Raw genomic sequence first — 14,414 nt, forward strand, 5'->3', positions numbered from 1 at the left:
GTTAGTCGAAGAGGAACTCGTCGCGGCCAGTGATATCCACCGCGCGGGATTCCGCATCCGTGCTAGTCGTAGCGCCGCGAACATGGCGATACGGCACCGTCGGGGACTCCGCTTCCGAAATCACAATAGTTGCGCCGGCCGGTGGGAACGCCCGCTGCATACAATCCGTGCGCGGGCAGGTCGCACACCCCGGGCCAATCGGAATCGCACGAGACGGCTCCAAATCCATGCCCCGCGAGTACACCAACCGGCCCGCGTCAGCGAGATCGCAGCCAAGCCCAATCGCATACTCGGTAGGGATGGAATCGAAACCACCGTTTGCATGGCTGACCGCGCGGGCAATCCACAAGTAAGAACGCCCATCCGGCATCGTCGCCACCTGCCGGAAAATCGTATCCGGCCGGTCAAAAGCCCGATGTAACACCCACAATGGGCACGACCCGCCCTGGTGTGAAAAGTGAAACGCCGTCGCCGAATGACGCTTCGAAATATTGCCCGCCCGGTCGGTGCGCAACATAAACAGCGGCACCCCAGACGCGCCGGGCCGCTGCATCGTGCACAGTCGCTGCGCAGTGGTCTCGAAACCGGTACCAAAGCGGTCTGAGAGCCGGTCCAAGTCATAATGAGCCTGCTCCGCAGCCTTCAAAAACGCGGTGTAAGGCAGCAGGGTAGCGCCAGCGAAATACTGGGCGAGACCGAAATAGGCGAGATTACGGGCAGACTCATCTGGGAATGGGGAGCCGTCCAACGCGGCCTCCAACAGGTCGCCGTACTGCAAAAACGCCAGCTGCATCGCCATTTCAAATGCTGCCTGACTGCGGGTCAGGTCAGCGCGCAGCCGCAACACCCCAGTGGTTTCGTCGAAGACTCGGCGCGGGGCGAGCGCACCATCATCGTCAGCGGCAACCGGCACCCGAATCGAGCGGATGTTGTACTTGGCGCGCAGCAGCTTAGCCAGCCCATCAGCCCGGCCTGCGCGGGAACTTGGCAACTCGGTGCTCAGTGCCTCGGCGGCGCGGTCAAGCTCGTCGAAGTAGTTGGAATGGGCGTGGAAAAAGTCACGGACCGTTTCGTGGGCAGGTACCGGTGGCAAGGCTGGGGCAGTGGTGCCACCATCCGGGTCGGCTGCATCGACACTCCCTGCAGTAACGGAGCTAGCGCGGCGCCCCAACAAAATAATGTCCTGCGCCAAATCCGGAAAACGAGTCGCGAAATCCTCCAATACCGCTGGGTCAGTGCTGCGGGACAGTGCTGTGGTGAGCACCTGCTGCATGGCGGCGGCAGTGCGGGCAGCGCCAGCGCCGGAGAAGTACTCTGGCGGCACAGAAAACACCGAGGTCAGCTGCATCAACGTGGTGACCGTCAGGGGTCGGTGGTCGTTTTCCAGTTGGTTGAGGTAGCTGGTGGAAAAGCCGAGGGCATGAGCCATTTCCACTTGAGTGAGACCACGTTCTTTGCGTAGCGTGCGGATTCGAGCGCCGGCGAACACCTTCGACACTGGCAAACCTTCCTTTCTGAAGCTTCCGGAAACAACGTTGTTAATCGACAATAACTGCCTAGAGCAGGCATTTTCGCAGATTCCGCAATTTCGCTGGAGTTTGGCAACAAAGATACACAAGCCGAAACCGATCCTGTGTCCTGCATCACTCTTTAAGCTGCGGTTAATCATTTCGGTAGCAAAAGGAGAACGAAGGCAAAATGCAAAACCACATTGTTCGCACGCGGAAGTCGGCGGAAGAGTTCCCGCAGTCGGAGCACCTCGCGTGGAAGATCGCTGAAGTTGCAGCGGACCCAGTTGCCGTCCCGGCGGACACCGCAGAAATGGTCGTCAACCGCATCATCGACAATGCCGCTGTTGCTGCCGCGTCGGTGCTGCGCCGCCCAGTGTCCAGCGCCCGCGCCCAGGCTGTCGCCCACCCGTACAACCACGGCGCCACCGTCTTTGGCCTTGACGCATCCAAGCGCGTCTCCCCGGAATGGGCTGCCTGGGCCAACGGTGTGGCAGTGCGTGAACTCGACTTCCACGACACCTTCCTGGCTGCCGAGTACTCCCACCCAGGTGACAACATTCCGTCTATCCTGGCCGTGGCGCAGCACAAGCAGCTCGGTGGCCACGACCTCATCCGCGGTATCGCCACCGGCTACGAAATCCAGGTCGACCTGGTTCGCGGCATCTGCCTGCACGAACACAAGATTGACCACGTTGCTCACCTCGGCCCATCGGCCGCGGCAGGCATCGGCACCCTGCTGGGCCTGGATACCGAAACCATCTACCAGGCCATCGGCCAGGCGCTGCACACCACCACCGCCACCCGCCAGTCCCGTAAGGGCCTGATTTCCTCTTGGAAGGCGCACGCACCAGCATTCGCCGGCAAGATGGCCGTGGAAGCAGTCGACCGTGCCATGCGCGGCGAAGGTGCACCGTCGCCAATTTGGGAAGGTGAAGACGGCGTCATCGCATGGCTGCTGGGCGGCCCAGATAAGGAATACACCGTTCCGCTGCCAGGCCCAGGTGAAGAAAAGCGCGCCATCCTGGACACCTACACCAAGGAGCACTCCGCGGAGTACCAGTCCCAGGCGGTCATTGACCTGGCCCGCCGCATGCGCGACAAGATCTCCCACTTCGACGATGTCGAAAAGATTGTGCTGCACACCTCGCACCACACCCACTACGTCATCGGTACCGGCTCCAACGACCCGCAGAAGTTCGACCCGCATGCTTCCCGCGAAACCTTGGACCACTCGGTCATGTACATCTTCGCGGTTGCACTGGAAGACGGCACCTGGCACCACGAGCACAGCTACGCCCCAGAGCGTGCGCAGCGCCCAGAAACCGTCGAACTGTGGCACAAGATCTCCACGGTTGAAGACCCAGAGTGGACCCGCCGCTACCACACCCCAGACCCGAATGAGAAGGCCTTCGGTGCCCGCGCCGAAATCACTTTGAAGGACGGCACGGTGCTTGTTGACGAATTGGCAGTCGCAGACGCGCACCCACTGGGCGCTCGCCCATTCGCACGCGCCCAGTACGAGAACAAGTTCCGCATCCTGGCTGAAGGCGTGGTCGACGAGGCGGAACAGGACCGCTTCCTGGAAGCAGCCCGCAACGCCGCAGACCTGGCACCGGGCGAGCTGGACCAACTGAACTTCGCAGTATCGGATGAAGTTCTGGCGAAGGCTCCGCAGATTCCGAACGGCATCTTCTGATGAGCAGCACCCCATTTTCTCCAACTGCGACGCCAAGTGAACGTCGACAAGCGTTCCGAAACGGCCTGAACTCCGGGAAACTGCAACGATTCGTCGGGGCGCTGAACCCACTGGCCGCCCGGCTCATCCAAGACAAGGGCTTCGAAGGGGTCTACGTCTCCGGGGCGGTCGTCGCCGCGGACCTGGCACTGCCGGACATCGGACTGACCACCATGACCGAGGTTGTGGGACGCGCCCGGCAAACTGCCCGGGTTACCGACCTGCCGACCCTGGTCGACGCAGACACTGGCTTCGGCGAACCAATGTCCGCTGCACGCACCGTAGTGGAAATGGAAGATGCAGGCATCGCAGGTCTGCACCTGGAAGACCAGGTCATGCCGAAACGCTGCGGCCACTTGGATGGCAAAAGCGTGGTGCCGACCAGTGACATGGTCCGGCGCATCGCTGCAGCAGTCGAAGCGCGCCGCGACCCGAACTTCATCATCTGCGCCCGCACGGACGCACGTGGTGTCGAAGGGCTGGACGCCGCCATCGAACGGGCGAAAGCCTACGCCGATGCAGGTGCTGACCTCATCTTCACCGAAGCGCTTGCCGACGCCAGCGAATTCGAAGCATTCCGCAAAGCAGTCGACACACCGCTGCTGGCGAATATGACCGAATTCGGCAAATCCGAACTGCTGCCAGCCAGCACCCTCAATGACCTCGGCATCAACGCAGTCATCTACCCAGTGACCACCCTGCGGGTTGCGATGGGCGCGGTGGAAACCGCACTCGATGACCTCGCGGAGACCGGCACCCAGGCCGCGTGGCTGGACCGGATGCAGCACCGCTCCCGGCTCTACGAACTCAACCACTACGCAGACTTCAACTCATTCGACTCCTCCCTCTTTACCTACGGACGCTAAGGAAAGGCGAAATACCATGTCTGAACAGCCAAAAATCCACAAAGGCCTCAACGGCGTTGTCGTTGACTACACCGCAATCTCCAAGGTCAACCCAGAGACCAACTCCCTGACCTACCGCGGCTACCCAGTGCAGGAACTCGCCGCAGAATGCACCTTCGAAGACGTTGCCTACCTGCTGTGGAACGGCGACCTGCCGGACTGGCGCGAAGCAGAAAAGTTTGCCCAGCGCGAACGTGCCCTGCGCCCAATTGAGCGCAGCCTGCTGGACCTGATTAACTCCCTGCCGAAGACCTGCCACCCAATGGACGTGCTGCGCACCACCGTGAGCTGGCTGGGCACCCAGGACCCAACCGAGGGCGACGCCTCCTCCGACCAGGTGCGCCGCACCGGCCTGCGCCTGCTAGCGAAGCTGCCGACGATTGTCGCTTACGACCTGCGCCGTCGCCAGAACTTGGAGTTCATCCCGCCGACCCGCGACCGCGGTATCGCCGAGAACTTCCTGTACATGTGCTTTGGTGACGGACCGGACTCCCCAGCGAATAACCGCGACGCGGTGGAAGCGTTTGAGCAGTCCCTGATTCTGTACGCAGAGCACAGCTTCAACGCATCGACCTTCACCGGCCGTGTGATTACCTCCACCATGTCGGATGTGTACTCCGCAGTGGTCGGCGCCATCGGTGCACTGAAGGGCCCACTGCACGGCGGTGCGAACGAAGCCGTGATGCACGCGATGATTGAAATTGATGACCCAGCAACTGCGAAGCAGTGGGTGCTGGACAAGGTCAACTCCAAGCAGAAGGTGATGGGCTTTGGTCACCGCGTGTACAAGCGCGGCGACTCCCGAGTGCCAACCATGGAAGCGGCGATGCGCCGTATCGCTGCGTCCCACGATGGGGAGAAGTGGCTGGCCATGTATGACGAAATGCAGGCGGCGATGGAAGAGCGGACCGGCATCCTGCCGAACCTGGACTTCCCAGCTGGCCCGACTTACTACATGCTCGGCATCGACATTCCGTTCTTCACCCCAATCTTCGTGATGGCCCGCATTGTCGGTTGGACCGCGCACTTTGTGGAGCAGAACGAAGACAACGCTCTGATTCGTCCGCTGTCCGCCTACAGCGGCCCAGAGCAGCGACCAGTGCGGGAGGCAAAGTCTGCATAAGCTAATTCGACGTTAATTCCACCGAAAAGGGCCAGCATGTGCTGGCCCTTTTTGCGTTGGTTGTCAGTGGCTCACGGATGAGCGGTAGCGCGCAAAACAAAACGCACTGTGGCTGGGTCCCGTTTTCCCAGCGACAGTGCGTGTAGCGACAGTGCGCTTGAAGTATGTGCTTGTTTACAGCGAGATACCGCGTGCTTCAAGCCAAGCCTTCGGGTCAACTGGGGTGTTGCCGTCAGGGTGGATTTCGAAGTGCAGATGGGAGCCGGTGGAGAAGCCGCGGCTGCCCATGCCAGCGATCTTCTGGCCAGCGTAAACTTGCTCGCCAACAGAAACGTCAAGTGTTTCCATATGACCGTAGACAGAGACGGAGCCATCGTTGTGACGGATGCGAATCCAGTTGCCGTAGCCGGATGCTGGTCCGGAGTCGATAACGGTGCCAGCCATGACAGCCAAGATCGGCGTGCCGATAGCGTTGGCAATGTCAACGCCATTGTGCATTGAGCCCCAACGCATGCCGAAGCCGGAGGTGAAAGAGCCTGCAGCTGGCTTAGCGGTCTTCGGTGCGCGAGCCTTGGAGTCTTCCAGCAGACGTTGCTCGGTGAACTTCAGTGCCTTGTTCAGCTGGCTCTGAAGGTCACCCAGATCCTGAGGCTGTGCAATGTTCAGAACCTGTGGCGCGGAGCCGAAACCGTCGGTCAGGGCATCCTGGGCGCCATTAAGGGTAGGGGCCTGCTGGATTTGTGCCTGCTCGTTTTCCTCAGCATTAGCCTTGGCCACGCCAGCAGATGCGACGCTTGCGGCGCCGGTCGCCAGAGCGACAACCGTCACTCGACCTTTGGTTGCAGTCGAGGTAACTTGCTTTCGGTGCTTGCCACCACGACGGGTCTGGACGGCGATGCTCACGAATAAACTCCTCAATTTAGCTTCAGACTTTGGTTACAGGTAGAAGATGAAATGTAACCACTCTGTTATGCAATGCTGTTGACGATAACGAATCGTTATTAACATGGCAACCCATTTAGAGTGGAATGTCGGCAAAGTTGTTGAAACGGGTGGACTTAAATCTTTTCGCTGCACATCTAGTGCTTGACTGACCTGCAGTTATAGGCGGTTTCGCTTCGTTACATTTCAGTCGAAACGGGGGAGAAGTGACTGAAAGTACAAGTAAAATATTGGACATGTCACGTTAGTTGCTCGTAACAATCCCTTCGAATCAGCCTGAATCGGCATGAATCGGCATGGCAGTGGCCAAAACTTCCCCTCCAGTGGCACGGTTAGAGAGTGACTTCCAATCGACGCCCCTCAGCCGCTCATGGCCCACGTGGTCGTGGGCCCGGCCGACGTCGTCGCAGCAGCGATGCTTCGGCCGACCGTACCTTCCGGCCGAATCCTGCCGCAGAACAATCCCGCGACTCAAGCCGCGAACCAGAACCTGCCGAGACAGTACTTATTACTGACGCCACACATCCCACCGATGTCACCGGCGCGGACACTGCCGCCACCAAGCCATCGAAGGTAACGAAGACCTCCGAAGCGAAGACGGCCGACACTCCGCGCCCCAAGAGCCGCTGGGCTGAGTTCCTCCCGACCGCAGGCTGGACCGCCGCGATTCTCGGCATTCTTGTCGTATTAATAGCCATCACTACGCTCCTGCTCTCCGGCGCGGGTTACGGCACAATCCCAGCGGCCATCGGCACCACGTGGATGCTGGCACATCTGGCGCCCCTGGTTATTGACGGCACGGTCCTTGGGATGGTTCCCGGTCTGCCTGCCATGGGCGTGGTTGCTTTGGTGGCGGTGATGGTTCGCCGCGCCGTGAAGAAGCCGGTGTCGATTCAGGATGTGGGCGCGTTGGCGGCGGGCACTATCGGCGTGCCGCTGCTCATCACCTGCGCCGCCTGGTTGATGCTGTGGGACGCGTCAAAGGTGTATGCCATTGAACCGCCGGCGTTGTGGCGGGCGTTGTTGACCACCGCGCTGGTGCATGCGCTCGGTTTCCTCTTCGGTCTTGGTCAAACGTTATGGCGGGGCATGTCGCGCCATTACGGGCTGCCAGATGAGCTCATTGATGCGTCGCGGTTGGCAGGTCGTTGGTTAGCGACCTTGTCCGCTGCGGGGTTGCTTGTGTTGCTGGTGATGCTCGCGCTGCGCTGGGGCACCGTTCAGCAGGCCTTTGAAATTGCGCCGTCGGCGGGCGGCAAGGTCGCGCTGATGCTGCTGAATATTCTGTATCTGCCGAATGCGATTGTGGCGTCGGTTTCGGTGCTGTTGGGCGGCGACGCTTTCGTTGGGGTTGCGTCGGCCTCTTTGTTCGCGCTGACCCCTGGCACGTTGCCGCCGATGCCACTGCTGGCGGCGCTGCCGACGGGCACTCTTAATCCGTGGTTTGCCGCGTTGCTGGTGGTTCCGGCGGCGTTGGCAGTGTGGGTGACGCTGCGCCATTTCCGCGACGGGTCGGATTCCCCGCTCATTGAGGTCGGCGGCGCGACGGTGCTGGCAGCGTTGGGGGCGGCGCTCGCGTCGGCGACGTTAGGTGGCGAGCTCGGCTTGTATGGCTGGTCCGGCACCACGTGGTGGCTGGTCGGCGGCCTCGCGGGGCTGTGGTTGTCCGTTATTGGGACGTGCGTAGTGATGCTTGCGGTGTGGCGTGGGTATTTTGCGCTTGTTGACGACGAGGCTCCCGTTCCGGCTGACGAGGCTGCGACGTCGTCTCCAGCTGCGGCAACCGCACCGGCGGCGGCAGCAGCCGCCGCCGGGGAAGACGACATTGACCACGACGTTGACGACGACATTATTGATGACGGCGAAATCGTTGACGAACAATACGATGACGAAGACGTAGAACCCGACGACGAGACTGACGACGAAGAAGAGGACTACGCTGGGGAGCACGTCAACGAGGAGGAGTAACCCCATGACTTCTGTGCTCATGGCCCTATCGGCCGCATCCCATTGGACCCTATCGGACGGTACGAAACACCCAACCGGGTTTTGGGCGGAAGAGTTCCTCGTGCCCTACGGCATTTTCCGTGATGCCGGCTACGACATCACCATTGCCACACCCGGCGCCGTGCCACCCACAGTCGATGACATTAGCTTGGGTCCCGGTGGGCTCGTGCCACCCTGGACCGCAAAGAAGTATCGGGAAGAGCTGGCACACCTAGCGCCAGTTCTGGATGTGCCCGCAGACCTTCATAATATAAAGGCCTCCGAATACGACCTGATTTTCTTCCCCGGCGGCCACGGGCCGATGGAAGATCTCGCCGTCGACCCGGCAGTAGGGGAGCTCCTCAATGCTCGGTTGCGGTCCGATAAACCACTTGCGTTGCTCTGCCACGCACCGGCTGTGCTGCTGGCTACCGTCAATAAGCAGGGGCAGTCACCATTTGCCGGCCGTAAGGTCACCGCACTGTCGAACCGGGAGGAACTGCTCAATTCCTTTGCCAAGAAGGCGCCGTGGTTGTTGGAGGAGCGGCTGGTGCAGATGGGTGTGGACTATTCGAAGGGGAAAATCCCGCTGACGCCGCATGTTGTGCAGGACTGCAATTTGTTCACGGGGCAGAATCCGCAGTCGTCGAAGAAGTTAGCCGAAACGCTCGTGGAAAACCTCGGGCGGTAGACTTGGACAGGTGACATACCAACGGACTGAAAACGCCGATAAGCCACTGCGGGTCGTTGTCCTGGCCTCTGGCCAAGGCAGCTTGCTGCAGGCGCTGCTCGACAACCTCGATTCCGCGGCGGTGGACATTATCGCCGTCGGTTCCGATAAACAGTGCCCAGCCATCGAACGGGCCGAAGCTGCCGGCCGCACCGCCTTCGTGGTGCCCTTCGATGCTGCCGACCGCCCAGCCTGGAACCGCGCCCTTGCCGCTGCGGTGGCCCAGCATAACCCCGACCTTGTGGTCAGCGCAGGGTTTATGCGCATCCTCGCGCCGGAGTTTTTGAACGAATTCCCGCAGCGTGTCATTAATACCCACCCGGCGCTGTTGCCATCTTTCCCTGGCGCGCACGCGGTCCGCGATGCGATGGCGCATGGCGTGAAAGTCACCGGCTCCACCATCCACGTTGTCGACACCGGGGTGGACACCGGACCTATCTTGGCGCAGGAAGCTGTGGTCGTGGAAAACGACGACGATGAAGACTCCCTGCACGAGCGCATTAAGATTGTGGAGCGACGGCTCCTCGCAGACGTGTTGACCACCATTTCCCGAACCGGGTTTTCCATCAGCGGACGAAAGGCATCTTTGTAATGAGCGACCACAAGGCGATTAAACGAGCACTCATCAGCGTGTATGACAAGTCCGGGCTAGAAGACCTCGCCCGCGGCCTGGCGGAAGCTGGTGTAGAAATCGTGTCGACCGGTTCGACCGCCCAGCGCATCGCCGATGCCGGCGTCGACGTCATTCGCGTGGAAGAACTCACCGGCTTCCCAGAATGTTTGGAAGGCCGCGTGAAAACCCTGCACCCACGCGTGCACGCCGGCATCTTGGCCGACACCCGCAAGGACGACCACCTCAAGCAGCTCGACGACCTCGGCGTTGAACCATTCCAGCTGGTCGTGGTGAACCTGTACCCATTCACCGAGACCGTCGCATCCGGCGCTGACTTCGACGCCTGCGTGGAGCAGATTGATATCGGCGGTCCGTCGATGGTGCGCGCCGCGGCAAAGAACCACCCTTCCGTGGCCATTGTGGTTGACCCTGAGCGTTATGACGAAGTGGTCGCCGCCGCCAAGGGCGACGGCTTCAGCCGTCAGGAACGCACCGCTCTGGCAGTCGACGCCTTCCGCCACACGGCTTCCTACGATGTGGCCGTGGCAACCTGGATGGGCGCACAAGCAGAAGGCGCCGAAAACGGTGCAGGCGCTGGCAGCGACGGTCTGGTTGACTGGACCGGCATGGCTGTGGAGAAGAAGCAGACCCTGCGCTATGGCGAAAACCCACACCAGGCAGCGGCGCTGTACACCGACGCGAAAGCCGGTGGCCTGGCTAATGCTCAGCAGTTCCACGGCAAGGAAATGAGCTACAACAACTACGCGGACTCCGATGCCGCCTGGCGCGCCGCGTGGGACCACGAGCGTCCATGCGTGGCAATTATTAAGCACGCAAACCCATGTGGCATCGCAGTGTCCGACGAATCCATCGCGGCGGCCCACCGCGCCGCCCACGCCTGCGACCCAGTGTCCGCTTTCGGTGGCGTTATTGCCGTCAACCGCGAAGTGTCCGTGGAGATGGCTAAGCAGGTTGCGGAAGTGTTCACCGAAGTGATTGTCGCGCCGGGCTACGAGGACGGTGCGATTGACGTGCTGTCGCAGAAGAAGAACATTCGTATTCTGCAGGCCGATGTGCCAGTGCGTGAAGGCTTGGAGTCCAAGCAGATTTCCGGTGGCGTGCTGGTTCAGGAACGCGACACCTTGCAGGCAGAGGGCGACCAGGCTGCGAACTGGAAGCTGGTTGCTGGTGAAGCGGCTTCCGAGGAAGTCCTGAAGGACCTGCAGTTTGCGTGGAATGCAGTGCGTTCGGTCAAGTCCAATGCCATCCTGATTGCTGCTGATGGCGCGACCGTCGGTGTCGGCATGGGGCAGGTCAACCGCGTGGACTCGGCGAAGCTGGCGGTGCAGCGGGCGAACTCGCTGGCCGGTGACGAAGAGCGTGCCCGTGGCGCAGTTGCTGCCTCTGATGCGTTCTTCCCATTTGCGGATGGTTTTGAGGTGCTGGCGAAGGCTGGCGTGACTGCGGTTGTGCAGCCAGGCGGTTCCATCCGCGACGAAGAGGTCATTGCCGCTGCGGAAGCAGCTGGTGTGACGATGTACACCACCGGTGCGCGCCACTTCGCGCACTAATTTCACTGCTGCGCAGTGGCCGCTACGGCGGTAGCTGCGCAGCACTTGAACCCGCTCCGGAAAGGAGCACTTGACATGTTGGATGCCCGTGATGCCCAGGCCATTGATGCGGCAAAGCTCTACTACCTGCAAGAACTCAGCCAAGCTGAAGTTGCTAAAGAGCTCGGAGTATCACGGCCCACTGTGTCGAAATTGCTGACCCACGCGCTGGAGCGGGGCTACGTCACCATTACGCTGACCGACCCGCGGGAAAGCGCCGATGAGATTGTTGGCAAGCTATGCGCTACCTATGGGCTGAATTCCGCCCGGGTGGTGCGGCCCGCGACGATGGATGATGCCGAGTTGGTGCAGCAGCTGGGCAACGCGGGCGCTGCCGTGGTGGAAGAGCTAGTTGACGATGGCATGTCCCTAGGTGTGTCCTGGGGCGAGACCATGTTGTCCATGGCGGAACATCTGCGGCAAACGTCAAAAAGCGGAGTGACCATTGTGCAGCTCAAGGGCGGGCATTCGCACAGTCAGCGCAGTACTAATGACTTGTCCACGCTGACGAAGGTGGCGCGGGCGTTTAATGCCGACACGAAGGTGCTGCCACTGCCGGTGATTTTGGATTCTGCGCAGGCGAAGGAGCTGGTGGTGCGGGACCGGCATATCGCGCAGATGCTCGCGGCCGGTGCGAATGTGGACGTGGCGGTGTTCACTGTGGGGGATGTGCACCGGGAGAGTTTGCTGCTGAACCTCGGGTATCTCGAGGAGACGGAGATTGATTTTCTGCTGGATAGTGCGGTGGGGGATGCCTGTTCGCGGTTTTATACCGTCGACGGGAAGGTGGCGGCGCCGGAGATTGATGCCCGCACGGTGGGGATTTCGCTGCCGGATTTGGCGAAACGGCCGGTGCGGATTTGCATTGCGGGCGGTACAAAGAAGGTAGCGGCCATTGCGGTTGCCCTGCGGATGGGCTTGGTGACGGATTTAGTTATCGATCATCATACGGCGGAGCGGGTGCTGCAGTGGCAATCGTCACAATGATAGAACAATTGTAAAATTGGATATTGACATATGTTCTGTGTGAGCCTATCGTTAAAGGTGACTTAGTAAGGCACCTGGTCAGTGCACTTCGGACCCACACCACTGATAGGAAAGAACATGTCCGACCAGAGCACCCCACACATCAACCCACGCGGCGTCGACATTGCAGAAACCGTCTTGATGCCCGGCGACCCACTTCGTGCCAAGTACATCGCAGAGACCTACCTGGACGACCTGGTCCAGTTCAACGAGGTCCGCAACATGCTCGGCTACACCGGCACCTACAAAGGCCACCCAGTGTCCGTCATGGGTTCCGGCATGGGTATGCCATCGATTGGTATCTACAGCTGGGAGTTGATGAACAAGTTCGGCGCGAAGAAAATCATTCGCGTCGGCTCCATTGGTTCGCTGCAGAAGGACGTTGACCTGTATGAAGTCATCGTCGCAGCGTCGGCTTCCACCGACTCGAACTACCTGAGCCAGTACAACATTCCAGGCCTGTGGGCACCGACCGCCTCCTGGAAGCTGCTGCGCGCCGCCGTTGAAGAAGCCGAACGCCAGGGCGTGACTGTGCATGTCGGTAACGTTCTGAGCTCCGACATTTTCTACAACGCCGACGAGACCGTCAACGCTCGCTGGGCAAAGATGGGCGTCCTCGGTGTCGAAATGGAATCGGCCGCGCTCTATGCCAACGCCGCCCAGGCCGGCATTGATGCCTTGGGTATTTTCACTGTCTCTGACAACATTTTCGCAGGTACTTCCGCCAGCTCCGAGGAACGCCAGACCGCGTTCACCCAGATGATGGAAATCGCCCTGCCGCTCGCAGGAATCTAACGCCATGACCAACTCAACCGGCGACACTAAGCTCGCAAAAGCAACGGCCGCTGCCACCGACCCAAAGGTAGCTGTGCCTATCTTGCTGTTCACCTTCGTGTTCAGCCTGATTATGGACAACGGTTTCAAGACCATGACCATGCCAATGGCCGCCGGTCTGGGAATCTCCGACAACACCGCCAGCCTGCAGGCCTCCCTAGCTGGTGTCATCATCGGCATCGGCGCGGTGGTCTACGCCGCGCTCGCGGACTCCATTTCCATCCGCAAACTGTTGCTGGTCGGCATCGGCCTGACCGCACTCGGCTCGATTATCGGCTTCATCTTTTCCTCTTCGTGGCCGATGGTGCTGGCTGGCCGCTTGATTATGACCGCTGGTCTGGCCGCTGCGGAAACCCTGTACGTCATTTATGTGACCAAGCACCTGGGTGAAAAAGACCAGAAGAAATACCTGGGCTTTTCGACGGCCGCTTTCCAAGCTGGCTTGCTCTTCGGTGCTCTGACCTCGGGCTTTGTCTCCACCTACATTTCGTGGACCGCAATGTTCCTCATCCCACTGTTCCTGATTTTGACGGTGCCCGTCATTATCAAGACTGTGCCGGAGGACGAAGCTGTCGAAGCACACCTGGACATCTACGGTCTGCTGCTGATTTCGGTGTTCGCGACCTGCTTGATTCTGTACATCCAGGCGTTTAACTGGATTTGGCTCATCCCGACGGTCATCGGTGTGGTGCTGTTCGCCATGCACGTCCGTGGTTCCAGCCGCGCGCTGGTCAAACCAGAATTCTTCACCAACGGCCGCTATGTGTGGGCCATTGTGCTGGTGTTCATTGTCTACTCGACGCAGCTGGGTTTCATTATCTTCTTGCCATACGCCGCCCAGGACCTGCATGGTCTGTCCGGCGATAAGACAGCGCTGTTGATGGTTCCTGGTTATGTCTGCGCGATTTTGGTCGGGGTGTTCTCCGGCAAGATCGGTGAGTACTTGTCCTCGCGCACCACGATCCGCCTGGCGCTGCTGATGATTTCCGGTTCCCTGGCAATGGCCGCCTTCTTCGTGGAAACCAACATCGCCACCTTGATTGTTGCGATTATCTTCTTCGCATCTGGCTTTGCGCTGCTCTACGCGCCGCTGGTCAATACCGCGCTGCAGAATATTCCGGCTGCCAAGTCCGGCATTGCGATTGGTTTCTACAACTTGACCATCAACATCGCCATCCCACTGGGCATTGCTTACACCGCAAAGTTCATGGATATGGGCACCCGCTTCTTGGGCAGTGTCTCGGTATCCACTACTGAGCAAGGTGAGCTGTACACCACGGTGCTGTGGATTCTCTTCGGCATCTCCCTGGTCGGCGCCATCATCTACGTCCTCGCAGACCGCGCGATGCTCGCTACCGAACAGAAGCAGGGCGTACCTGCTGAAATCCCGGTCTAACTC

The 14,414-nt window shown here is 60.3% G+C and carries 12 protein-coding genes; 10 read left to right on the plus strand and 2 right to left on the minus strand.

The window, feature by feature from the left end; all coding sequences use genetic code 11:
- Position 1 precedes the first annotated feature (1 nt).
- Positions 2–1,498, minus strand: coding sequence for a helix-turn-helix domain-containing protein (locus A3EC_RS11530; protein ID WP_018024239.1), 1,497 nt, complete (start codon positions 1,496–1,498; stop codon positions 2–4).
- A 200-nt stretch (positions 1,499–1,698) separates the two neighbouring features.
- Here A3EC_RS11530 and prpD point away from each other — a divergent pair, with 200 nt between their 5' ends.
- The 3 genes from prpD to A3EC_RS0105830 are packed head-to-tail and all read left to right on the plus strand — an operon-like array spanning position 1,699 to position 5,274.
- The gene (gene prpD / locus A3EC_RS0105820; protein ID WP_018024240.1) at positions 1,699–3,207 is read left to right on the plus strand and encodes a 2-methylcitrate dehydratase PrpD; all 1,509 of its coding nucleotides are present in this window, start codon (positions 1,699–1,701) and stop codon (positions 3,205–3,207) included.
- Positions 3,207–4,112, plus strand: coding sequence for a methylisocitrate lyase (gene prpB / locus A3EC_RS0105825; RefSeq protein ID WP_018024241.1), 906 nt, complete (start codon positions 3,207–3,209; stop codon positions 4,110–4,112). The genes prpD and prpB overlap by 1 nt, the downstream gene beginning before the upstream one ends.
- Positions 4,113–4,128: 16 nt before the next feature.
- On the plus strand, positions 4,129–5,274 hold the full coding sequence (locus A3EC_RS0105830; protein WP_018024242.1) for a bifunctional 2-methylcitrate synthase/citrate synthase: 1,146 nt from the start codon (positions 4,129–4,131) through the stop codon (positions 5,272–5,274).
- Between the two features lie 174 nt (positions 5,275–5,448).
- Here the strand turns inward: A3EC_RS0105830 and A3EC_RS0105835 are convergent, their stop codons facing one another.
- Positions 5,449–6,177 carry a M23 family metallopeptidase gene (locus tag A3EC_RS0105835; protein WP_018024243.1) on the minus strand — a complete coding sequence of 243 codons (729 nt, stop codon included), beginning with the start codon at positions 6,175–6,177 and terminating at the stop codon, positions 5,449–5,451.
- A 378-nt stretch (positions 6,178–6,555) separates the two neighbouring features.
- On the opposite strand from A3EC_RS0105835, the gene A3EC_RS0105840 reads away from it, so the two are divergent.
- From A3EC_RS0105840 to A3EC_RS0105870, 7 genes are all read left to right on the plus strand, one after another.
- The gene (locus tag A3EC_RS0105840; RefSeq protein WP_018024244.1) at positions 6,556–8,184 is read left to right on the plus strand and encodes a cell division protein PerM; all 1,629 of its coding nucleotides are present in this window, start codon (positions 6,556–6,558) and stop codon (positions 8,182–8,184) included.
- A gap of 4 nt (positions 8,185–8,188) precedes the next feature.
- Positions 8,189–8,893, plus strand: coding sequence for a type 1 glutamine amidotransferase domain-containing protein (locus A3EC_RS0105845; RefSeq protein WP_018024245.1), 705 nt, complete (start codon positions 8,189–8,191; stop codon positions 8,891–8,893).
- A gap of 10 nt (positions 8,894–8,903) precedes the next feature.
- A complete protein-coding gene (gene purN, locus A3EC_RS0105850; protein ID WP_018024246.1) occupies positions 8,904–9,524 on the plus strand; it encodes a phosphoribosylglycinamide formyltransferase in 621 nt (206 codons plus the stop codon).
- Positions 9,524–11,116 carry a bifunctional phosphoribosylaminoimidazolecarboxamide formyltransferase/IMP cyclohydrolase gene (gene purH, locus A3EC_RS0105855; protein ID WP_018024247.1) on the plus strand — a complete coding sequence of 531 codons (1,593 nt, stop codon included), beginning with the start codon at positions 9,524–9,526 and terminating at the stop codon, positions 11,114–11,116. The genes purN and purH overlap by 1 nt, the downstream gene beginning before the upstream one ends.
- A 75-nt stretch (positions 11,117–11,191) precedes the next feature.
- Positions 11,192–12,142, plus strand: a complete 951-nt coding sequence (locus tag A3EC_RS0105860; protein WP_018024248.1) for a sugar-binding transcriptional regulator — start codon at positions 11,192–11,194, stop codon at positions 12,140–12,142.
- Between the two features lie 117 nt (positions 12,143–12,259).
- A complete protein-coding gene (gene deoD / locus A3EC_RS0105865; protein ID WP_018024249.1) occupies positions 12,260–12,976 on the plus strand; it encodes a purine-nucleoside phosphorylase in 717 nt (238 codons plus the stop codon).
- 4 nt (positions 12,977–12,980) lie between these two features.
- The gene (locus A3EC_RS0105870; RefSeq protein WP_018024250.1) at positions 12,981–14,411 is read left to right on the plus strand and encodes an MFS transporter; all 1,431 of its coding nucleotides are present in this window, start codon (positions 12,981–12,983) and stop codon (positions 14,409–14,411) included.
- Positions 14,412–14,414 lie beyond the last annotated feature (3 nt).

The sequence above is a fragment of the Corynebacterium ulceribovis DSM 45146 genome, assembly GCF_000372445.1.
GTDB lineage: Bacteria > Actinomycetota > Actinomycetes > Mycobacteriales > Mycobacteriaceae > Corynebacterium > Corynebacterium ulceribovis.